Origin of the sequence: Erysipelothrix sp. HDW6A, assembly GCF_011400295.1 — a bacterium.
Taxonomy (GTDB): domain Bacteria; phylum Bacillota_I; class Bacilli_A; order Erysipelotrichales; family Erysipelotrichaceae; genus Erysipelothrix.
Map to the genome: position 1 here is coordinate 1,045,844 of NZ_CP049859.1, position 22,054 is coordinate 1,067,897.

The window sequence follows — 22,054 nt, forward strand, 5'->3', positions numbered from 1 at the left end:
AAAGAACCAGACTCGCAAGAATCTGGTTTTATGCTTTTATGGCACATGTTTTATTAATTTCTCGATGGGTAAACCATATACCTAGTAATAAGAGTGCAATGGATAAGAATTTATAAGGTAGACCATCAAATGGTAAAGCATAGACTGAGAAAGAGACTCCAATCGCTGCGAAAAACGAGATTACACAAGGGGTACAACCATAAGTAAGGATTCCAAAGACTATTGAAATAAAGCTTAAGTTTCCACCTTTAGTTTCTTTACCGATTAAATCGTATTGCATGCTGCTAACCATAATTAAATAAGCGGATAGGGTAGCCATAATAACACTCATCGTGATACTAGCCACAGGTATCAATATATAATAACGATCAGCAAGCATAGAGTATGTAATGTTTAAGTTATCGACAATAATGTTTAAAGCTAAAAACATCATAAAATATAATACAGCTTTTTTCTTATTGTTAGTTATGTATGTTTGAATCATAAATTCACCTCATGGTAAAAATATATCAATACTTTACACCAAACTCAAGGAATATACCCGTGGGGGTATTTAAGGGGAATAAAAAAATTGCCCAGTAATTGAGCAATTTTCTTTAATGAAGATTAACGGTTGTAGAACTCAACAACTAATGCTTCGTTGATTTCTTGGTTTAATTCGCTACGTTCTGGTAAACGAACATATTCACCTTTCATCTTGTCAGCATCGAAAGTAACGTATGCTACTGTTCCTACTGATGCTCCCATAGCATCTTTAATTGATTCCATTGAGCGTGATGATTCTTTAACTTCAATTGTTTGTCCTGGTTTAACTTGGAATGAAGGAATATCAATTTTCTTTCCATCAACAAGGATATGACCGTGGTTAACGAGTTGACGTGCGCCACGACGTGTACGTGCAAGATTCATGCGGTATACAACGTTATCTAAACGTGATTCTAACATGAATAAGAAGTTATGACCTGCAACACCTTCTTGCTTAACAGCTTTTTGGAATGTGTTGAAGAATTGCTTCTCTGTTACACCGTATGTGAAACGAATACGTTGTTTCTCACGTTGTTGTAAACCGTAGTTTGATAATTTAGCACGACGTGCTTTTCCGTGTTGTCCTGGTGCATAATCACGACGTTGTAACTCTTTACCTGTTTCAAGGATTGAGAAACTTAAACGACGAGCTTTTTTCCATACTGGACCATTTACTGTTGCCATTTGCTGACCTCCTATATGTCGAGTCAACCACAAATTATCAAAAGCTGTGTTCATCTATAGCCGTTTCCCATTTTCAGCTTTGGTACTTTAGCTCCTGCCGCGGGATGAACGCAAATCCCTTAACTTTGTGTGCTGAGTTTAATGACTTATTTAATATACCTAATTAAGCATGAAAAGTCAATGAAAGACATACCAAACATTATCCTATTTATGTTACAATGAATGCAATGAGGTGACTTTATGACATTTGAATCTATCCTTAACATTTTAAAAGAAAATATCTATATAGTTGCGGGAGTAGCTATAGTCTTAATTGTACTAATATTTTTATATATTCGCTCGGCTCAAAAACGCCGATTAAGAAATCAATTTGATGCTTTAGAAGTGAAATATAATGAGCTTGTCAGTATTCCAATTCTATTCAAGATTAATAAAGCGACAAGTCTAGCAAAGATTAATCCTGATGAAGAAACTGAAGTCATGGAATGCAAGGCTCTTTTTGATGAGATTAATAAGAATCAAGAAACGATTACGCAAGTAATGGCTGATCTTGAAGATGCGATAGCTTATAACAAAGTAAAAGACTCACGTGGATATTTAGTGGAGTTGGATGAGCTTGTAAATAAGTCTTTATCAAATACTCATACATTAAATAAGCGTCTTGAGGTTCTTCTAGAACAAGAAACAAATCAACGTCTAGAAATCACAGAACTTAAAGAAACATTTAGAGAGTTAAAACAAGAAACCAATAGTAAGGCTTCTTTACTTCGTGATGCATACGATGCCTTGGATGAACAAATTCATAGTGTTGAACATCTCTTCTCAGTTTTTGAAGAATGGATGTATGCTTCTGACTTCATGAAAGCTCGTGAGGTTACTGAAGAAGTGAAGGGTGAACTCAGTCTTCTTAAATTAAGACTTGATGAAATTCCTAAACTTTATGAAATTGCAAAAGGTCACATTCCTTCTTTACTAGATGAAGTATCACGTTTATATCAAGGAGTTATTCAAGATGGAGTCTATGTAGAACATCTTGAAGTTCCTAAGAATATTGGTGTATTGTCTGATGTTCTTCGTGATGATTTAATTGTCTTGGCACAAGGTGATGTCGAGAAAGCTAAAAGTAGTTTACTAGAAATTCATAAACGCTTAGAAACAATCGCAACACAAATTCAAAAAGAAAATGCTTCACATCGTGAAGTTACGAGTCTTTCAGAAACTGTCTTTGCATCAATTAGTGAGTTGAAAGAAGCTTGTGTCAAAGTAGTGGAGCAAGCACCACGTGTTGAGCGTCGTTATGGTTTTGAAGGTTTTGTGGATCAAGCTCAGTCATTTGAAACATCAATTGCTGATTTTGATGAAGTAGCTCAAAAAATATCTCGTATGATTCATGAAGAAAAGATTCCGGCATCAACTGTAATCTTATCGCTTCAAGAATTAGGACAAGATGTTCAAATTCTAAAACAAGAATTCACAGAATTTGTTGAAAAAATGGACCAGGCGAATGCCGATGAGATTCGTGCAAACAATCAATTGATGAAGCTCTACTTAATTATCAATGATGTTCAAGTTCGTATTCATCGTCGTTTCTTACCAATTATTTCTGAGAAATATCACGATGATGTACTTACAGCAGTAGAATATACTCATCGTATCGCGACAATGCTTGAAGATGATGCAGTTGATGTCGCAATTCTTAATGCGACTGTTGATGAAGCCATTGACTTCACTTACAAACTTCATAACAATGTCAACAACCTTGTTGGTGCTGTTGATATGTGTGAAAATGCAATCGTCTACGCAAATAAATTTAGAGCTTTTGTACCTGATATTGATACTGAACTAACACGTGCTGAACTAGCTTTCCAAAGTGGTGAGTATACACAAGCACTAGCAACCGTAATTAATGCAGTAGATCGCTATCGTCCCGATAGTTCCTACGAGGAGATGATTCGTAATAATGCCAAAAGTGCACGATAAGTCAATCTACCTCGATTACGCAAGTACAACACCAACTGATTCAGAAATTCTAAGTGATGCAAATCGTATTATGAATGAATATTATCAAAACGCTGACTCATTACATTCTGGGGGTCAGCGTGTTTCTGAGCTTGTGACTCAGTCGCGAAATGCCCTTGCAAAGATGTTGGGAGTACTTCCTCAAGAGGTAATCTTTACATCAGGTGCGAGTGAATCAAACAGTGCTGCCATTAAAGGGATTGCGATTGCGAATATGTCAAAGGGAAAACATATTATCAGCAGTCCAATAGAACACAGCTCTGTCAATGGAGCATTAGAATGGTTAAGAGACCGTTTTGGCTTTAAAATAGACTATGTAAAAATCAATTCTGACGGTACAATCAATCTTGAGTCACTTAAAGAACTCTTGAGAAAAGACACAATCCTTGTTGCTTTAATTGCTATTAACAATGAAGTTGGAGCAATAAACAATGTCAGTGAGATTTCCAAGATTGTTAAAAAGAATTCTACGGCATCAATCCATATTGATGGAGTTCAAGCTTTAGCACACCATGAGTTCTCTTTGCAACAGATCGATTCGGTATCGTTCTCTGCTCATAAGATTCACGGACTCAAAGGGAGTGGCTTATGGATTAAGAAAGCTCATCTTGAATGTGATTCACTAATAAATGGTGGACAACAACAATTTGGACTTCGTGGTGGAACAATTGATAACGTCAGTGCAATTCTTTGGGCAAAGACCTTAAGACTTGCAAGAGAGAAATACAAAGCTAATGAAAGCAAAATAAAAAAATTATCTTATAAACTTTACACAACATTTGAGACAATGGATGGTGTACTAGTGAACTCTTCCCGTGAAGGATCACCTTACATCTTCAACATATCAATTCCAAGTGTGGGGTCAGAAATTATGATGAATGGACTCAATCGAAAAGGAATCTCAGTAAGCGCGCAAAGCACTTGTAATTCTAATTCCCTTGAGCCTTCTCATGTATTAAAGGCAATGGGACGCAGTGATGCTGAAAGTTTAAGTACAATTCGCATTAGTATGTCTTACGAAACAGAAGAACACGATATCGATCAAGCGATACAGGAAATAATGGAGATAAAAGAATATGTCAATCATGCACTATGAGTACATTGTGTGTCGATACGGTGAGTTGTCCACTAAAGGGAAAAACCGTCGTAACTTTACAGCACAATTAATTAGAAATATAAAAGAACAGTTAAAACCTTACCCAGAACTTACATACCAAGCGACTTATGATCGTCTTTACATTACATTGAATGGTGAAGATCCAGAAGCTATTAGTGATAAACTTAAAAACGTCTTTGGTTTAAGTTCCTTTTCTCTTGCAGTAAAAGTTGAAAGAGATTTGGATGTTATTGCAAATACTGTTTATGAGTTGATTCAAGATGAAGAAGGGGAAACATTTAAAGTCCTAGCACGTCGTCATGACAAGACCTTTGAGCACATCTCAGATGTGATTAACCGTCACGTAGCGACTAAGATTCTTCAAGAGACAGATTGGAAAGTTAATGTAAAACAACCTGACTTAGGAATTATCGTTGAAATACGTAGCGATGCTGCTTACATCATGATGAAAAAGATTCCTGGAGCAGGAGGCTACCCTGTTGGGATTCAAGGACGTGTCATGCTTATGTTATCTGGTGGAATTGATTCACCAGTAGCTGGATACTTAATGATGAAACGTGGTGTTACATTAGAAGCAATTCACTTCGCATCACCACCTTATACATCCGATCAAGCTCAGAAGAAAGTTATGGATTTAGCACGTAAGTTAACGCCATTCCAAGCTACGATTCGTGTTCATGTTGTGCCATTTACAGATATTCAATTAGAAATTTATAAGAAAGCATCAGAAAGCTATGCAATTACATTAATGCGTCGTTTTATGCTTCGTATTGGTCAAGAGTTTGCTGAACAACGTCACTGTTTAGCTATTGCTAACGGTGAAAGTTTGGGTCAAGTAGCATCACAAACACTTCATAGTATGAAAGAAATTACAACAATCTCAACGATGCCAATCTTGAGACCTTTATTAACCTATGATAAAATCGAGATAATCGACCTAGCTCGAAAAATTGATACATATGATATTTCAATTTTACCTTTTGAAGATTGTTGTACAATCTTTACACCTACAAAACCAACTACAAAACCAAATCCAAAGAAAATCGCATTCTATGAAGATAAACTGGATATTGACGATTTAGTTGCTAAAGCAATCGAAAATATTGAAACATTTGAGATTCGTGCTGAAGAAGTAAAAGAAGATCTATCATTCTTATAGGAGGACCATATGGCATTTGATAATTTAACCAATCGACTACAAGATACATTCCGCAATATGACAGGAAAAGGGAAGTTAAGCGAAAAGAACATCAGTGATGCTCTTGCAGAAATTCGTGTTGCTTTACTGGAAGCGGATGTTAGTTTAGAAGTTATAAATGATTTACTGGATCATATCCGTAAAGAAGCAATGGGAATGAAAGTTGTACGTGAAATCGACCCTTCCCAGATGTTTGTTAAAGTTGTTAATGACAAGTTAATTGAGATATTAGGTGAGGAATCGAGTTTAGAATTCTCGAAGAAACCTGGTGTATTAATGATGGTTGGTCTTCAAGGTTCTGGTAAGACAACAACGATCGCTAAAATTGCTCGTGAACTTAAAGTAAAAGAAGATAAAAAAGTATTACTTGTTGCAGCAGACCTTGCACGTCCCGCTGCTGTAGAACAATTAAAAATTCTAGGGGATCGTATTGATGTTGAAGTGTTTGCTGAACTCAATACAAAACCTACCGATGTAGTACGTCATGCTTTAGATTATGGTAAAGATTTCGATGTTATCTTAATCGATACTGCTGGTCGTTTACAAATTGATGAAGCATTAATGCAAGAACTCGTGGAAATCAACAATATAGCTCACGCAGAAGAGATTTTACTTAGTGTTGATGCGATGTCGGGGCAAGATGTAATTCATGTTGCACGTGGCTTTAAAGAGCTCTTGCCGCTTACTGGTCTTGTAGCAACTAAGTTTGATGGTGATTCACGTGGTGGGGCTATCTTATCAGTTCGTTACATGACTCAAGTTCCTGTGAAATATGTTGGGGTTGGTGAAGGTATTGAAGAAATTGAACGTTTCTATCCAGACCGTACTGCTTCCCGTATTTTAGGAATGGGAGATATCGTCTCACTTGTTGAAAAAGCACAAGAGAAGATGGATATTGAAGCAAGTGAAAAAGCTGCTGAACGTATGATGCGTGGAGAATTTACACTTGATGACATGTTAGTGCAGCTTCAACAGGTTTCTAAGATGGGTCCTATTTCAGGGTTATTAAAGATGATGCCTGGTGCTAACCAATTAGCAGGGCAAATTGATGATGCCGATGCTAAAACAGGAATGAGTAAAACAGAAGCAATTATACAAAGTATGACCAAAGAAGAACGTGATAATCCAAACATTATCCGAGCTTCCCGAAAAAACCGTATTGCTAAAGGAGCTGGTGTTTCAACAACTGAAGTAAACCGTCTCTTAAATCAATATGAAAAAATGAAAAAACAAATGCGTATGTTTACTCGCATGTTAGGACGTTAAGAACTCTTCGGAGTTCTTTTTTTAGGTTGCATTTTATTGTGTAAGGCTTGATAATGTATTTAATAAACAATAATGAGAGGATGAGTTATGATGACGGATCACAATGTAGTCCAAGAAATAATCAATGAAATAGGTAAAGTTATCGTCGGTAAACAGGATCAAATTCAATTAACAATTGCAGCTTTCTTAGCACAAGGACATGTTTTATTTGAGGATGTTCCAGGTATTGGTAAGACAATGTTAGTTAGGTCATTTTCACGAGTATTGAACCAAGAGTTTCGACGTGTTCAGTTTACTCCAGATTTACTTCCAAGTGACGTTATTGGGATATCTATTTACAGTCAAAAAGATCATGATTTTATCTTCAAAAAAGGACCGATTTTCACTGATTTACTTTTAGCGGATGAAATCAATCGTACTACTCCACGTACACAAGCAGCGCTACTTGAAGCGATGTCAGAGAGACAAGTTACAGTGGATGGTCAAACAATGCCGCTCGGAGAAAACTTCTTCGTTTTGGCTACTCAAAACCCCTTACAGTTTGAAGGGACTTACACGCTGCCAGAAGCACAATTAGACCGTTTTTTACTGCGTCTTTCAATGGGATATCCGAGTTTTGAAGAAGAGCTTCAGTTGATCAGTGGTATTGAACCTCATAATAAATTGAAAGACATTCGTCCAATTATGACCCCTGAAGTTATCAGTGAATTACGAACTAAAATTCAACACGTTCATATTTCTGATTCTTTATATAATTATGCATTAGAACTTGTTAGTGCAACTCGAAATCATCCATCCATTCAATTGGGGATAAGTCCACGAGGATCCATTAACTTTATTAAAGCAGCCAAGGCATATGCGGTGACAGAAAATCGAAATTATTGCTTGCCGGATGACTTTAAGAAACTCATGATTCCTGTCTTTTCACATCGTGTTCGTATGAAATCTTCTCAATATCAAGCGAGTACAGCACTACAAGATATCTTAGATACAGTGTCTGTACCTGTAGAATGAGATGATTAAGCGTTATGTATCCAATAGTTTAGCACTTTTATTTGTAGTGTTTATCGCTGTATATGCACTAGTTTTTAATAATGTTGTTGGGTGGACAGCATTCTTTTTTGTTGTTCCTTTGAGCATTGTATGCTTCTTTATGGTTAGTGTTCCTTATATTTTCACCCTCCAAGCAAAAGATATAAATATTAATCAAGGCGAAGCGTTTTCTCTTACATTTAATACAAAATCTAAATGGCGATGGTATCCGTTTATAACTACAAAATTAGTTGGAAAAGATATCCAACTACGATCGAAACCAACAAGTATCTTTTTCAGTGAACAATCAGATTTTGAGTACGATACACAAAACATGACAAGAGGTGTTTATGCGATCACTGAGATACAGGTGATCTTGAGTGATCCATTTAGTATATTGAGTCGCGAAATGAGCTATCCTGTTGATATTGAACTTGTAATTTATCCAGAAAAAAGGATGTTTGAAGCCGAATCACTTCACCAAAACCTTATGTATTATTTCTTAGGAGATCATCAGTTTGCACCCAACGAGACCTTTAATTTAAACCATATTCGTGATTATGTTCCTGGTGATTTACCAAATCGTATTGATTGGAAATTATCTTCAAAGAAACAGAACTTACAATATCGTGTCTATGATTTAGAAATGCCATTTCCACCTCGATTGGTATTATTGGCGCAAGAACATGAAACTTTTGAATATTTACTTTCGGTCTTTTATACTTTTGAAACTGAATTTAATCAGAACAATGCATTTGATACAAAGATAGTAGCCTCTGACATCTATGAATTGCCTTCAGCACGTACAATGGCGAAACTTAAGTCTGTGGCATCACTTCACTATGATTTTGAGGAGAGTGATGTGATCATGAGTCCGATTTCTGACGTACGTGGTGAGACAAAGAATAGCACTGTCTCAACTATTGATAATCACTTAGTAATCAAACATAAAGATCGTGTCGATGTCTTGCATAATTGGGAAGATGAGGTGGTACAATGATTAAAAGATTTATAAAATTCTTAATCATTAGTCTCATGTTTTTGAGTGTTACAAACCCATTTATTCACTCAACAACCTATCCTTCTTCAACAAATTTTGTTTTTGCGATAGTGCTTATTGTAGCGATTGCAAGTTTTATCGATAATCTTATTCTAAGTGTTGTTGTGCAAATCTTTATTTACCTCTATCTAATTCAAACATACTCAAATCCAGACCAATTATCGCTTCAACTTTGGTTTGAAAGTTATAAAGAATTTCTTATCACCACTGTTCAAGCAATCTTCTCAAACAGTACAAGTTATATTCATCAAGATCTTGGATTTACCCTTCTTGGTTTTGTGGTTATACCGTTTGTGAATATTACCGTACGTAAGAAAAATGGCTGGAAGTTGTCGGCATTCGCTATTTTTAGTTTCTTTATTTTACTCGCAACGTTTAATAAAGATATGATTCTCCAACCGATGGTTCAATTACTCTTAGGAGCACTCCTTATAGGCTTATGGAATACTTATGAGGATACAATTCAAATCTACTGGAAGACCGTTAGTGTTGGTGTTTTATGCCTGCTCTTAATTTCTGTGAGCACCTTGAATTATCGTAGTTTCTACCAACCTATTTACTTAAAACTTGTTACATCGACCTATGGCTTACGTAGTAATTTAAGTTCTAAAGGTTTCTATGAAACATTCAATCCTAGAAAAGCATTTGGTATCGCTGGTCGTTCGGGTTTTAGTACCGACGATTCTACACTAGGAGGACCTTTATACCTTAACTATGACCAGGTATTCACTGTTGAACAAACTGTTCCTACATATTGGAGACTTGATAACCGTTATACATACAATGGAAAAGGGTGGACAAACTCTTTACCTGGGATGACAGAACTTCTTAGTTCTGTTCCGGACATCAAAGACCACAATGCCAAATACAGTCCAAACAAGACAAACTATACGATTCTTAGTTCTTCTGAGAGTATAAATTACTTACCAATTCCATTTGGTTCCTCATCAGTGTCAGGAATTTCTTACCCAGTAGATGTAAATTCATCGCGATTAATTTCTATGGGTAGAGATGGTATTGAAACAATTGTATTTTATGATAGAGAAGAGGATCTCTTAAAAGGAGTTGAGTATCAGACGTATCCAACGATCACGGATGCAGAGGAACTTCGTAAGGTTACCAATAAGAATACCATATTTCGTGATAACCGAGTTTTTGACACTACGAAAATAAGTGGAAAACTCCGTATCTTGGCAGATGAATTAACACGTGATGAAACTAACATGTATGATAAAGTTAAACGTATAGAGAAGTATCTTAAAGAAGAAGCGGGATTAAGTTATGAGCTTATGAATGTTCCGTATACTCCAGATAATCAAGATTATGTTGAACACTTCTTATTTGAATCAAAACTAGGCTACTGTGAACAATTTTCGAGTGCTATGGTTCTTATGTTACGATCCCTAGAAATCCCATCACGTTGGGCGAAAGGGTATTCGAGTGGTTCGAGACTGAGTGCAAATGTTCAAGAAATCACCAATGCTGATGCACATACATGGCCTGAGGTATATTTTGAAGGCTATGGTTGGGTTCCTTTTGAACCAACACCATCATTCTCAATTGCTGAAATACAATCTGAAACACATCAAACATCAAATACAGAGACTCCTAATCAAGAGACGCCACAAACAACTCCGAATGAAAGTGATGCTCAAAACGAACTACCAAAACCAACAATTCCACAACTTCAGAAAGAAGAAGAGGAAGCAAGTCGTCGTATGAACTGGTTTGTATACTTTGGGGTTTTGCTTGTGTTAGTACTTGCGATATTGAGAAACACACTATACCGCTATATCCTCACATTTGTGATAAAGACAGGCTTACTTGGAGACTCTTATATGAAGAACTTCAATTTAATGATGCGTATTCTTACTTCAATTATTCCAAAGGAAAAGAGTGAAACATTATCTGAGTATATCAACTCTCACTACTTACTGAGAAGCGATGAAATGAAACACCTTGTCGATAAGTATCAAAGGGTAATATACGGTGAGGATGAGGGTCTTACAATGGAACAAATAGATAAAGAAAACATGCTTAAAGTACTATCGACAATACCATGGCGTAATAAGTCTTTAAGTAATGAAATGTCTGTGGTAGAATAGATATGCGAAGCTTTAAGAATTATTAAGTGTTCTTTACTAAATTGCTTGCTTTTTAGTGTGAATATGTTAAAATATTAAAGCTTATGGCACTTTGGTTCCGCTGGTAAGGAGATCATGAACCAATTTAATATAGATAAGGAGAATCGATATGGGATTAAATTTAGTAAATGAAATTACAAAATCTCAAATGCGTGATGATATTCCTGCATTCCGTTCAGGAACAACAGTTCGCGTTAATGTGCGTATCCAAGAAGGTGGAAAAACACGTATCCAAGCTTTCGAAGGCGTTGTAATCAAACGTACAGGAAGTGGCATTGCTGAAATGTTTACGGTTCGTAAAATTTCTTCAGGTGTTGGTGTTGAACGTACATTCCCTGTACACTCACCAATCATTGAAAGTGTTACAGTATTACGTCGCGGTAAAGTACGTCGTAGCAAACTCTACTACCTACGTGATCGCTCAGGTAAATCAGCACGTATTAAAGAAATTCGTTAATTTGAGCCGTATAAATACGGCTTTTTTCTTATCGTGAAATCGAGGTGTATGAGATGTACAATAAAAAAGACGACAAGTTTTTAATAGTTTTAAAAGATTTCATAAAGAGCTTAGCGATAAGTCTCGTGGTGGTTATTGTAATTACCCAATTCTTTGTACGTCCTGTACGAGTTGATGGCTTATCCATGTATCCAACACTCAACAATCAAGAGATTGGTTTTTCTAATATCTTTAAAGCTCGTACTGCGAAAGTAGAGCGTTTTGATATTGTAGTTGTATATATGGAAGGGCTCGATAAGAACATTGTAAAACGTGTTATTGGAATGCCAGGAGATACAGTGCTTTTCCGTGATGATATTCTATATATTAATGGTGAAGCAGTTGATGAACCTTATTTAGATAATGACTACGTTAAGCAATGGAAGAGTGAAAACAACGGACGTCATTTCACCTCAGATTATGGTCCAACGACTGTACCAGAGGGTGAATACTTTGTAGTGGGAGATAATCGCCAAAACTCTACCGATTCAAGACGTCATGGTTCAATGAACGGTAAAAATATAAAAAGTATGGATGTTTACGTATTATATCCATTTAATGTGATTAGAAGGGTGTCGAATTAGTATGGCACAAGTGCATTGGTTCCCAGGACATATGGCGAAAGCCTTAAGACTGATTGAGGAACAAATAAAGATTGTTGATTTTGTTATTGAGTGTCGCGATGCCCGTGCACCTTTTTCAACACGTAATCCTGCTTTATCCTATTACATTGGAGAAAAACGTCGTTTGATTGTACTGACTAAAAAAGACTTAGCTGATCCAAAAGAAACAGAAAAATGGGTAAGCGAGTTAGAGTCTGAAGGCCATGTTGTATTAGTGGTTGATGTTATTCATGATGCGATTAAGAAGTTAATGATTGAAAAAACAGATATTGTATTAAAAGACAAACGTGAACGTGACAAGCGTCGTGGTATTCGTCCGCGTCCAGCACGAGCACTGATTGTTGGAGTACCAAACGTAGGTAAATCAAGTATTATTAATAAAATTGCTTCGCGTAAAGCAGCTGGTGTAGAAAATAGACCGGGTGTCACGCAAGCCTTGAAATTAATTAAAGTAACTGATGAATTAGAACTTGTAGATACACCAGGAGTTCTTTGGCCAAAGTTTGAGACTGAAGAAATGGGACTACATTGTGCTCTTATTGGTTCTGTTAAAGAAACCGGATATTCTTTAGAATACGTTACAGATTATGCTCGGGACCTTTTAGTTGGTGAACGACCAGAAACACTCAAAGATTTTTATGCGATTCAAACCTGTGATAATCTTTATGAAGCAATTGGCCTACAACGTGGAATATTACTCGAAGGTGGTCATGTTGATGTTGAGAAAGTGCGTCAAACTTTCTTAAAAGATATTCAAAATGGTCGTTTAGGACGGATTACATGGGATCACTTGTAAAAGAGTTTGAAGAAAAATATTGGTCATTAGATAAAGTGGTTGTTGGAGTTGATGAAGCCGGACGTGGTCCAATGGCAGGACCGTGTGTAGTATGCGGAGTCATTTTACCAAAGTATTACGTTAATGATGACATCAACGATTCCAAAGCGCTTAGTCTAAAGAAACGTAACGAGTTAAGACATCTTATTGAGGAAGTTGCTGTTTGGTACAGTTATAAGATTGTTGATGTTGAGACCATTGATCGCGATAATATCTACAAAGCAACTCAGGATGCTATGCAAGATATTGTGAATAGTGCTCCTGCAGATGTTGCACTTACCGATGCGATGCCTTTACCTTCTTCATTGATTGAGTACGAATCAATAGTAAAAGGAGATGCTCGATCACAATCCATCGCGGCTGCTAGTATTCTAGCCAAGACTCTGCGTGATGAATTGATGATAGAGCTTGACGCAGTGTATCCAGAATATGGATTCGCAAAGCATAAAGGATATGGAACGAAAGCACATAAGGAAGCCATACTTAAATATGGTAGAACTAAAGCTCACCGTAAATCATTTAAATTTAAAGATGAGGAACAAATATCATTGGATATTTAGGGCTTATCTTTTTTTTCGCTGATTTAATAATGGTGGTGATAGTATGAGAACTTATTACAAAAATGTTGCAATTCATTACGCAGGGGATTATGCTAAAATGCGTGAGCATATAAATAAGAAGGCAGATGTCGCCGATTATGCTTACAGTGGTAAATACATTTCATATGGAGATAAGCAATACCCACACGTGTTCTATCAATTGGAAGAACCTCCTTATGTGATATTTTACGAAGGCAAGATTGAACTACTAGCTGGTCCTGTGATAGCTGTTGTGGGGAATCGTAAACCAAGTTCATACAGTCTAGAAATAACGCAAAAACTTGTAGAAATAATTAAAGCACGTTATAGTATTATTTCAGGACTTGCTTATGGTATTGATGTTTGTGCCCATCTAGAGGCTATTAATTCTGCTACAATTGCAGTTATTGCTTGTGGCTTAGATTGTTATTATCCAAAAGAACATGAAAACATTCAGAAGTATCTTATGAAACATCATTTAGTAATAAGTGAGTATCCTTTTGGCGTTAAACCACAACGTCACCACTTTCCATTTCGGAATCGCTTGATTGCTTGTTTGGGGGAGAAGGTGTATGTTATGAGTGCTACAGAACGCAGTGGTACAATGTGTACTGTGAATGAAGCGTTACGATTAAATCGCGAAGTTATTTGTCTTCCACACCCAATTAATGATATAACTGGGTATGGATGCAATTTGTTAATTGAACAAGGCGCGTCGTTGTTGACAAATTTACAAGATTTAGACAATATATAAATTAAGGAGTGAAACACATGAAAAAATTAGTCATTGTTGAGTCTCCTTCAAAATCAAAAACAATTGAGAAATATCTTGGTGAAGATTTTGAAGTAGTCTCCTCGAAAGGACATATACGAGACCTTGCTACTCGTGGTAAGGATGGTTTAGGGGTAGATTTTGAAAACGAGTTTGCACCTACCTATAAAATTAGTAAAGATAAAAAAGATGTTGTTAAAGAATTAAAACAAAAAGCTAAAAAAGCAGATGAAGTTTATCTTGCAACTGACCCTGACCGTGAAGGGGAAGCAATTTCATGGCATCTTGCTGATGAATTGGATCTCGATATTGATAAGGATAACCGAGTTGTTTTCAACGAAATCACAAAAGATGCTGTTTTAAATGCATTCAACAGTCCACGTAAAATTGATATGGACTTGGTAAAGTCACAAGAAACACGTCGTATCTTAGATAGAATTATTGGATTTAAACTATCCAAGCTTCTTCAATCGAAGATTAAGAGTAAAAGTGCAGGTCGTGTTCAATCTGTTGCTTTAAAATTAATTGTAGATCGTGAACGAGAAATTGATGCGTTTATTCCAGAAGAATACTGGAGTGTTAAAGCGAATTTCTATAACGATGGTAATGTTATTGAAACTCAAGCAGAAAAGTTTAAAGGTAAAAAGCTAGAAATGAAGAATGAAGAAGAAGCTCAAACAGTATATGATGCTGTACAAGGCGACTTCATTATCACAAAGCTTGATAAAAAAGCTCGTAAGAAAGATTCAAAACTACCTTTCATTACATCGACGCTACAACAAGAAGCGTCAACACGTTTAGGATTCGCAGCTAAGAAAACAATGCGAGTAGCGCAAAAACTTTATGAAGGTATTGAAATGGGTAAAGAGGCGGAAGGTCTTATTACTTATATGCGTACCGACTCGACACGTTTAAGTGATGTCTTTGTTGCTGATACTAAGAAATACATTACAGATACTTATGGTAAAGAATACCTAGGTAAGTATCGTCCAGGTAAAGTTACTGATAATACTCAAGATGCTCACGAGGCTATTCGTCCAACAAGTATTGAGAGAACTCCAGATTCAATTAAGAAATACTTAACACCTGATGAATATAAACTGTATCGATTCATTTACTTTAGAGCCCTTGCTTCACTAATGAGTGCTGCTAAGTATGATGCAGTAAGTGTTAGCTTTACTCAAAATGATTATGACTTCAATGGTAGTGGTTCAACACTTATCTTTGATGGTTACTTAAAAGTTTATGATTATGAAAAGAATGCTGATAAGATTCTTGGAGAACTTGAACTTAATAAAGCGTATAAAGCTGTTAATGTTGAAAAGAACCAACACTTTACACAACCACCAGCACGCTATACAGAAGCACGTTTAATTAAAGACTTAGAAGAATTAGGTATTGGTCGTCCAAGTACATACTCAATGATTCTTGATACAATTGTGTATCGTGCTTATGCAACATTTGGAGCGGTATCGGAAACATCCCGTACCAAAGTATTCAAACCAACAGATCAAGGAATTCTTACCAACGATCGTTTACAAGATCATTTCTCAAGCATCATTAACGTTAACTATACTGCTAATATGGAAGATGAACTTGATAGAATTGCTTCTGGAGACGAAAATAATGTGGAAGCATTACAACGCTTCGTTGATAAGTTCTATCCATTATTAGAAGAAGCAAATGAAAAGATGGAAGTTGTTGAAGTTGAGAAAGTAGGAGAGATTTGTCCAGAAGATGGTGGCGAACTTGTGTATCGTTACGGTCGCTTTGGTAAATTTATTGCCTGTTCTAACTTCCCAGAATGCCGATATAATCGCGCATTAGATACAGAGAAACGTCCAGAACCTGAGAAGACAGGTGAAAAATGTCCAGAATGTGGTAACGACTTAGTGAAACGTAAGAGTCGTTATGGAACATGGTTTGTAGGATGCTCAGCATTCCCTAAATGCCGTTACATTCAACCTAATGAAAATTCAAAGAAGAAAAAGAAAGAAACGAAGGAAGAAGAAAGTGAAGAAACAAGCGCAAGTTAGAGTAATAGGTGCTGGTTTAGCTGGTAGTGAGGCTGCTTACCAACTGGCAAAACGTGGTTACCAAGTAGAATTAGTGGAAATGCGCCCTGTAAAAATGACTCCTGCACATGTCAGTGAGAATTTTGCAGAGCTTGTTTGTTCTAACTCTTTTCGATCCGATGCCATTACCAATGCCGTCGGTCTATTAAAAGAAGAAATGCGTCTTCTTGATAGTTTAATACTACAAGAAGGTGACTTAAATCGATTACCAGCAGGAAGTGCACTAGCAGTAGATCGCGTGGCATTTAGCCAAGCAGTCACTGCTAAACTTCAAAGCATGGATTCTATTACTATTATAAATAAAGAAATTGAAACATTAGAAGATGATTTACCTACAATTATAGCTACAGGTCCTCTAACTTCAGATGCGTTTTCATCGTATCTTGGTGAGTTCTTAGGTCAATCTGAGTTGTATTTCTATGATGCGATTGCACCTATTGTATCTGTAGAAGGAATTAACTTTGATATTGCGTATCGTAAGTCACGCTACGACAAAGGTGATGGGCAAGACTATATTAACTGTCCAATGACCAAGGATGAGTTTACTGCCTTTTATCAAGCAATTGTTGCTGCGGAAGAAGCACCAATGCGAGAATTCGAAGATGTTAAAGTTTTTGAAGGCTGTATGCCTGTTGAAGAAATGGCACGTCGTGGTGTAAAAACCATGTTATTTGGACCATTAAAGCCAGTAGGTTTAGAGAAACCTGATGGCAGTCGTCCTTATGCAGTAGTTCAATTACGCCAAGATAATGCTGCAGGTTCACTGTATAATCTTGTAGGTTTTCAAACGCGCCTTAAATGGGGTGACCAAAAACGAATTATTCAAATGATTCCTGGTTTAGAGAATGTTGAAATTGTTCGTTATGGTGTCATGCACCGAAATACATTTTTGAAGTCACCTTTAGTAATAAACAAACATTTCCAAAGCAAACAACGTCCATCATTATTTTTTGCTGGACAGATAAGTGGTGTCGAAGGGTATGTTGAGTCTGCTGCAAGTGGATTATATGCAGCATTGAATATGATTCAATATCTTGAGAATAAACCATTGCTTGATTTATCAGCAGAAACAGTAATGGGATCTATGGCAAATTACATTGCTACAGCTAATCCTGCACACTTCCAACCGATGAACGCTAATTTTGGTCTAGTTATGAACCGAGACAAAGATCGTGAATTAATGGCAAATCGCAGTTTGGAACACATTAAAAATCTTCTTGAATCAATATCTTGATGAATTTTTGAGACATATTGCGACTACAAGTACAGCTTCAGAACATACTGAAGATGCTTACCGTCGTGATGTGTCTCAATTTTTAGATACCATCGGTTCACAGAACATCTTGTCACTGAAACAAGAGGACGCTTATAATTATTTGAATGTTTTATATGAGAATGGACTCAGTGGGGCATCAGTAGCTCGAAAGATATCCTCACTAAGATCTTTTATGAAGTTCATGCAGATGAATTATGGGGCGGCTACTAATCCATTTGTAAGTATTAAAATAAAACGTCAGTCAAGAAAACTTCCAAAATTTTTAATGTACGAAGAAATTGAAAAAATAATACTAAGTTGCGATACAGATGACCTAGGTATCAGAGATGCATTAATGATTGAACTGATGTATGCCTGTGGTCTACGTGTTAGTGAATTAGTTGCATTGCGATTGTCAGATATCAATTTTGAAGAACGCTCCCTTACAATCATTGGGAAAGGGAATAAGCAACGGTATCTTTTCTTCTATGAAAGCTTGCTTCCAAAATTTGAGCGATACCTAAAAGATACTCGTCCCAACTTTATTAAAGAAGAAACAGATATTGTTTTCTTAAATAGTAGGGGTAAGGCTTTAACGCCTCGTGGTGTACAATTCATTTTCGAGAAGATAGGTAAAAAAGCAGAACTTAGAATGAAACTCCATCCTCACATGCTGCGTCATAGCTTTGCTACCCACTTGCTTGATAACGGTGCCAGTTTGCGTGTTGTTCAGATGCTCTTGGGGCATGAGTCGCTAAGTACTACTCAGGTATATACACATGTTTCGCTGCAACGTTTGAAAGAATCGTATGATTATGCCATTGAAAAGATACCACTCACATAGAGTTCAAGAATCGGTCATATTCTTGTCACATTAAAAGTATAGAATAACAATGTAAGATAAATAATACATCTTACAAGTCGTTATATTTTAACGATCTTCTTCATTATTTTCCCTATTGTAAAAAGCCATCATTCGATGGTTTTTTATTGGAAAAAGTGGAATCACACAATCTAACATTCTTAGTGCGTAATTCTACGATAACTAAAGGTTAGAATAGCAGTGTAAGATAAATAAGTCTTACGCTTGATAATTGCTTCTCCTATTCATAATCCCCAAATGAATTTTTCAATTATCAAATCCATATTCTTTCCCCGAATAGAAAAAGAAGTGCTTATAATATCCTGCACTTCTTTTTTGTCTTAATTGCACATCACACAAAATCCCATTTGATTATTAAATTATGAACATATTGAATGATTATACTAAGTATGTAAGTTGAACTTACAGCATAATAAACATATCTTCTCCTAAGTTCGTTAAGAACTCTTAAAAATTATTATGCAAATTCTTTCCCCTATTAGTAAAAAATAGAAACCGCATCATGCGGTTTTTATTTTGTTTTCATTCTAATAAATCAGTTTGCGAATAATAGCCTTAATGATTGACAATAGAGTTAGATTTCTCTATAATTAAGTAGCGTTAAAAAGTAGGTGAAAAGAATGCAATTTCTAAGAAATGATTTGGATAAATTGACTTCATCCCGCATTGATATAGATGAGCCAATTGATATCGAAGTTACAAAATTAGTAAATCGCAATCGACTCATTGCTTTGCGTGATGTCTTCGTTGTTGGTCATATTTACTATGACAAGTATACATCTCATCTTATTACTGATTTGAGAATTGAAGGAATAATGACAGTGCCTTGTGCGATTACATTGAATCCTTTTGATATTGAATTCAGTGCTAAACTTGGAGAAATGTTTAGTTTTGATGAAGTTGAAGATGAACTAGCGGATACAGTTGAACTTATTGATGGTGAAACACTTGATTTAACACCTTATCTTGAAGAGGTTGTTAATGCAGCGGTTCCCTTAAAAGCAATTGATCCAGAACTCACAAGCTATCCTAAAGGAGAAGGTTGGGAAGTTTTAACTGAAGAAGACTATATCAAGGAAAAGAGTCAAGAAATTGATCCAAGGCTTGCTAAATTGAAAGATTTCAAATTTGAATAAACGGAGGTGAAAGCATGGCAGTACCAAAGAGACGAACATCGAAAGCACGTAAAAATAGCCGTCGTACACACTATAAATTACCACGTGTAACTATAGTTAAAGACAAAGAAACAGGTGAGTGGAAAGTTCCACATCGTGTTGACCGATCAGAAGCTAAATAATAAAAATGTCTTGGATATCCAAGATTTTTTTATGTGAATTTTGTGGGAGTAAATTGTGAAAATAACGAATAAGAAACTTAGTAAAAATTACTATATCAGTTCAGCATCACTCATAATATCGTTCTTAGTGTTATGTTATGCTCTTTTTGTTCTGACCTTTATTCCTTTGAAGTTTCGTTTGATACTATTTTTGATTGCAGTATCAGTTACGATGCTCGTGATGTTATTAACACAAAAAGCTTTATGGCGAGCAACGTTAGCTGCTTCAATCTTTATTATATCAGCAGGGCTAGTGATGTCACAGAAGATGATTAACCGTGTAGTAGAGACTAAAGACTATGAAATCGTTGAATATGTTTTAATTACAAACTCCAATTCAGAAAACAATCTTATTAAGGATGTTGGATTTTACGGAGTAAAGTTTAATGATACTAAAAAAGCACTATCCCTTTATTACCCAGAATTATCAGAGAAAAACATAGAACACATTGATGATCCTGAACAAATACTAAACTCTTTATATGACCAAAGTTTAGATGCTATTCTTGTTCAATCAAGTGTCTTATCTGATGTTGAGTTTTTCGATGATAATTTCTCAATGAAAACAAAAACAATTAATACCTTTACAATGAAAGAACCACGTCAAGTAATTACGAAACCAGTTGATGTATCAAAAGATTCGTTTATTGTTTACTTGAGTGGTATGGATGCGTATGGCGATGATGTTATGCGTTCTCGTTCAGATATGAACGTATTAGCTGTTGTGAATCCTAAAACTGAAAAGATATTACTTGTGTCCATTCCAAGAGACACCTATGTTCCGCTAGCCTGTGAAGGGGATGCGTATGATAAATTAACTCATACAGGAATATATGGTGTTGAGTGTTCAGTAAAGACACTAGAGAACTTTTTTAATATTGATATAAATTACTATATCCGATTAAATTTTACCGGATTTGTCGATATTGTTGATGAGTTAGGTGGCGTTGATGTAAACTCACTGTACGAATTTAAGACAGAGACCAACCACTCCTTTGTAAAAGGAATTAATCATGTTGATGGTGCTGCTGCATTAGCTTTTGCTCGTGAGCGTGTTAATATCGATTATGGGGATGTCTCTCGAGGAAGGCATCATCAAGAACTTGTAAAAGCAATAATGACTGAATTATTTACTTCCGAGAATATGAATCGTTTACCTCAGATATCAACATACCTTCAAAATGCAGTAGATACCAATATTCCTAGTGATGACATTATGAGCTATATTTCAACAGAAATTTCTAATGCAAGTTCATGGAAATTTGAAGAGTTAAACCTCGATGGATCTGGTGATATGAAAGTTGTTCATAGCCTCTCAGATAAGTATAAATACTATGTTTATATCGCAAATAATGATAGTATTAATACTATAAAAGATAGCATTAATGCCGTTATGCAAGAAGAGGTTAGCGATGAGTAATTCAAAACGGTTTTTGGATGATTTTGTTAAACTAGAAATGTATTTAAAAAAGTATTTAAATAATCCTAAGGTTGGATTTGTACAAATGGTTCATATGGCAGCAAAGACACAGGCAACAATTAAGCGCCATTCAAATGATTTGATTGAATTTGCACAACTGCGTAATGCAATTGTGCATAATCGTATTGGTGAAGATGAAGCAATTGCAGAGCCGCATGATCGTGTTGTTGAATTAATGGATCGTATTGTGGACCAAGTTACCGAGCCTAAAAGAGTGCGACATTTTTGCAAAGACAAACCAGTATACTATGCAGCGCCTCATGACAATTTAGCGACAGTTCTATTACACCAACAAAAACACAACTACTCCGTTGTTCCTATTTATGATGGTCAACAGTATGTAGGAATGTTGCACTATCGTTTATATCAACGGTTGTTGGAACGTTATGCTTATAAAAATCTTAAACTTGATGAAATGTTAGTGGAGGATGTGTTAGAGTTTTATGAAAAAGATGACCGAGTCATGTTCTTTTCTGAAAACACTGAGCTTGATATTATTGTTGATCGCATCATGCAATTGAGCGAAAAAGGGCGAACAGTCATTGCTATTGTTGTTTCACGCAGTGGTCATTTAAATGATGTGCCTGTTGGAATCATTACGATGGCTGACTTACCACGTATTATTCGTGAGCTTGAATAATAGACTGTAAAAGTGTAAACTTACAGTGGTTAATTA

21 protein-coding genes are annotated in these 22,054 nt (G+C 36.0%); 19 read left to right on the forward strand and 2 right to left on the reverse strand.

Translation table 11 applies throughout. From position 1 onward, the window contains the following. Positions 1-28: 28 nt before the first annotated feature. The gene (locus tag G7059_RS05380; RefSeq protein WP_166081058.1) at positions 29-484 is read right to left on the reverse strand and encodes a hypothetical protein; all 456 of its coding nucleotides are present in this window, start codon (positions 482-484) and stop codon (positions 29-31) included. 122 nt (positions 485-606) lie between these two features. Continuing rightward, the gene (gene rpsD / locus G7059_RS05385; RefSeq protein ID WP_166081059.1) at positions 607-1,209 is read right to left on the reverse strand and encodes a 30S ribosomal protein S4; all 603 of its coding nucleotides are present in this window, start codon (positions 1,207-1,209) and stop codon (positions 607-609) included. 240 nt (positions 1,210-1,449) lie between these two features. Between rpsD and G7059_RS05390 the strand changes: the two genes are divergently transcribed. From G7059_RS05390 to G7059_RS05480, 19 genes are all read left to right on the forward strand, one after another. Beyond that, positions 1,450-3,189, forward strand: coding sequence for a septation ring formation regulator EzrA (locus tag G7059_RS05390; protein WP_166081061.1), 1,740 nt, complete (start codon positions 1,450-1,452; stop codon positions 3,187-3,189). After that, positions 3,170-4,324: a cysteine desulfurase family protein gene (locus G7059_RS05395; RefSeq protein WP_166081062.1), complete on the forward strand. Its 1,155-nt coding sequence runs from the start codon at positions 3,170-3,172 to the stop codon at positions 4,322-4,324. The genes G7059_RS05390 and G7059_RS05395 overlap by 20 nt, the downstream gene beginning before the upstream one ends. Then, positions 4,305-5,504, forward strand: coding sequence for a tRNA uracil 4-sulfurtransferase ThiI (gene thiI, locus G7059_RS05400; protein ID WP_305038670.1), 1,200 nt, complete (start codon positions 4,305-4,307; stop codon positions 5,502-5,504). The genes G7059_RS05395 and thiI overlap by 20 nt, the downstream gene beginning before the upstream one ends. A gap of 9 nt (positions 5,505-5,513) precedes the next feature. Further along, positions 5,514-6,809, forward strand: a complete 1,296-nt coding sequence (ffh, locus tag G7059_RS05405) for a signal recognition particle protein (protein WP_166081063.1) — start codon at positions 5,514-5,516, stop codon at positions 6,807-6,809. An 87-nt stretch (positions 6,810-6,896) separates the two neighbouring features. Further along, positions 6,897-7,823 carry a MoxR family ATPase gene (locus G7059_RS05410; RefSeq protein WP_166081064.1) on the forward strand — a complete coding sequence of 309 codons (927 nt, stop codon included), beginning with the start codon at positions 6,897-6,899 and terminating at the stop codon, positions 7,821-7,823. A gap of 1 nt (position 7,824) precedes the next feature. Beyond that, entirely contained in the window at positions 7,825-8,841 is a 1,017-nt protein-coding gene (locus tag G7059_RS05415; protein WP_166081065.1) for a DUF58 domain-containing protein, read from the forward strand. Beyond that, on the forward strand, positions 8,838-11,006 hold the full coding sequence (locus tag G7059_RS05420) for a transglutaminase family protein (RefSeq protein WP_166081066.1): 2,169 nt from the start codon (positions 8,838-8,840) through the stop codon (positions 11,004-11,006). The genes G7059_RS05415 and G7059_RS05420 overlap by 4 nt, the downstream gene beginning before the upstream one ends. Before the next feature lie 148 nt (positions 11,007-11,154). After that, a complete protein-coding gene (gene rplS / locus G7059_RS05425) occupies positions 11,155-11,502 on the forward strand; it encodes a 50S ribosomal protein L19 (RefSeq protein WP_166081067.1) in 348 nt (115 codons plus the stop codon). A gap of 53 nt (positions 11,503-11,555) precedes the next feature. Continuing rightward, a complete protein-coding gene (gene lepB / locus G7059_RS05430) occupies positions 11,556-12,125 on the forward strand; it encodes a signal peptidase I (RefSeq protein ID WP_166081068.1) in 570 nt (189 codons plus the stop codon). 1 nt (position 12,126) lies between these two features. Continuing rightward, positions 12,127-12,960 carry a ribosome biogenesis GTPase YlqF gene (gene ylqF, locus G7059_RS05435; protein ID WP_166081069.1) on the forward strand — a complete coding sequence of 278 codons (834 nt, stop codon included), beginning with the start codon at positions 12,127-12,129 and terminating at the stop codon, positions 12,958-12,960. Next, on the forward strand, positions 12,945-13,559 hold the full coding sequence (locus tag G7059_RS05440; RefSeq protein WP_166081070.1) for a ribonuclease HII: 615 nt from the start codon (positions 12,945-12,947) through the stop codon (positions 13,557-13,559). The genes ylqF and G7059_RS05440 overlap by 16 nt, the downstream gene beginning before the upstream one ends. Before the next feature lie 43 nt (positions 13,560-13,602). Beyond that, positions 13,603-14,331, forward strand: a complete 729-nt coding sequence (gene dprA / locus G7059_RS05445) for a DNA-processing protein DprA (RefSeq protein ID WP_166081071.1) — start codon at positions 13,603-13,605, stop codon at positions 14,329-14,331. Positions 14,332-14,348: 17 nt separating this feature from the next. Further along, positions 14,349-16,385 (forward strand): type I DNA topoisomerase, encoded by a 2,037-nt coding sequence (gene topA / locus G7059_RS05450; protein ID WP_166081072.1) that lies wholly within the window; start codon positions 14,349-14,351, stop codon positions 16,383-16,385. Beyond that, the gene (gene trmFO / locus G7059_RS05455) at positions 16,363-17,658 is read left to right on the forward strand and encodes a methylenetetrahydrofolate--tRNA-(uracil(54)-C(5))-methyltransferase (FADH(2)-oxidizing) TrmFO (RefSeq protein WP_370519175.1); all 1,296 of its coding nucleotides are present in this window, start codon (positions 16,363-16,365) and stop codon (positions 17,656-17,658) included. The genes topA and trmFO overlap by 23 nt, the downstream gene beginning before the upstream one ends. Further along, entirely contained in the window at positions 17,642-18,523 is an 882-nt protein-coding gene (gene xerA / locus G7059_RS05460) for a site-specific tyrosine recombinase/integron integrase (protein WP_240920437.1), read from the forward strand. The genes trmFO and xerA overlap by 17 nt, the downstream gene beginning before the upstream one ends. A gap of 659 nt (positions 18,524-19,182) precedes the next feature. Then, positions 19,183-19,698, forward strand: a complete 516-nt coding sequence (locus tag G7059_RS05465; RefSeq protein ID WP_166081075.1) for a DUF177 domain-containing protein — start codon at positions 19,183-19,185, stop codon at positions 19,696-19,698. 14 nt (positions 19,699-19,712) lie between these two features. Beyond that, positions 19,713-19,859 carry a 50S ribosomal protein L32 gene (gene rpmF / locus G7059_RS05470; RefSeq protein ID WP_166081076.1) on the forward strand — a complete coding sequence of 49 codons (147 nt, stop codon included), beginning with the start codon at positions 19,713-19,715 and terminating at the stop codon, positions 19,857-19,859. 55 nt (positions 19,860-19,914) lie between these two features. Further along, the gene (locus tag G7059_RS05475) at positions 19,915-21,318 is read left to right on the forward strand and encodes an LCP family protein (protein ID WP_166081077.1); all 1,404 of its coding nucleotides are present in this window, start codon (positions 19,915-19,917) and stop codon (positions 21,316-21,318) included. Next, the gene (locus tag G7059_RS05480; RefSeq protein ID WP_166081078.1) at positions 21,311-22,018 is read left to right on the forward strand and encodes a CBS domain-containing protein; all 708 of its coding nucleotides are present in this window, start codon (positions 21,311-21,313) and stop codon (positions 22,016-22,018) included. Before G7059_RS05475 ends, G7059_RS05480 begins: the two co-directional genes overlap by 8 nt. The last annotated feature ends 36 nt before the right edge of the window (positions 22,019-22,054 follow it).

Excerpts from the sequence above, each read along its gene's own strand:
- G7059_RS05380 (WP_166081058.1), bottom strand. The coding sequence starts at position 484 with ATGATTCAAACATACATAACTAACAATAAGAAAAAAGCTGTATTATAT.
- rpsD (WP_166081059.1), bottom strand. The coding sequence starts at position 1,209 with ATGGCAACAGTAAATGGTCCAGTATGGAAAAAAGCTCGTCGTTTAAGT.
- G7059_RS05390 (WP_166081061.1), top strand. The coding sequence starts at position 1,450 with ATGACATTTGAATCTATCCTTAACATTTTAAAAGAAAATATCTATATA.
- G7059_RS05395 (WP_166081062.1), top strand. The coding sequence starts at position 3,170 with ATGCCAAAAGTGCACGATAAGTCAATCTACCTCGATTACGCAAGTACA.
- thiI (WP_305038670.1), top strand. The coding sequence starts at position 4,305 with ATGTCAATCATGCACTATGAGTACATTGTGTGTCGATACGGTGAGTTG.
- ffh (WP_166081063.1), top strand. The coding sequence starts at position 5,514 with ATGGCATTTGATAATTTAACCAATCGACTACAAGATACATTCCGCAAT.
- G7059_RS05410 (WP_166081064.1), top strand. The coding sequence starts at position 6,897 with ATGATGACGGATCACAATGTAGTCCAAGAAATAATCAATGAAATAGGT.
- G7059_RS05415 (WP_166081065.1), top strand. The coding sequence starts at position 7,825 with ATGATTAAGCGTTATGTATCCAATAGTTTAGCACTTTTATTTGTAGTG.
- G7059_RS05420 (WP_166081066.1), top strand. The coding sequence starts at position 8,838 with ATGATTAAAAGATTTATAAAATTCTTAATCATTAGTCTCATGTTTTTG.
- rplS (WP_166081067.1), top strand. The coding sequence starts at position 11,155 with ATGGGATTAAATTTAGTAAATGAAATTACAAAATCTCAAATGCGTGAT.
- lepB (WP_166081068.1), top strand. The coding sequence starts at position 11,556 with ATGTACAATAAAAAAGACGACAAGTTTTTAATAGTTTTAAAAGATTTC.
- ylqF (WP_166081069.1), top strand. The coding sequence starts at position 12,127 with ATGGCACAAGTGCATTGGTTCCCAGGACATATGGCGAAAGCCTTAAGA.
- G7059_RS05440 (WP_166081070.1), top strand. The coding sequence starts at position 12,945 with ATGGGATCACTTGTAAAAGAGTTTGAAGAAAAATATTGGTCATTAGAT.
- dprA (WP_166081071.1), top strand. The coding sequence starts at position 13,603 with ATGAGAACTTATTACAAAAATGTTGCAATTCATTACGCAGGGGATTAT.
- topA (WP_166081072.1), top strand. The coding sequence starts at position 14,349 with ATGAAAAAATTAGTCATTGTTGAGTCTCCTTCAAAATCAAAAACAATT.
- G7059_RS05465 (WP_166081075.1), top strand. The coding sequence starts at position 19,183 with ATGCAATTTCTAAGAAATGATTTGGATAAATTGACTTCATCCCGCATT.
- rpmF (WP_166081076.1), top strand. The coding sequence starts at position 19,713 with ATGGCAGTACCAAAGAGACGAACATCGAAAGCACGTAAAAATAGCCGT.
- G7059_RS05480 (WP_166081078.1), top strand. The coding sequence starts at position 21,311 with ATGAGTAATTCAAAACGGTTTTTGGATGATTTTGTTAAACTAGAAATG.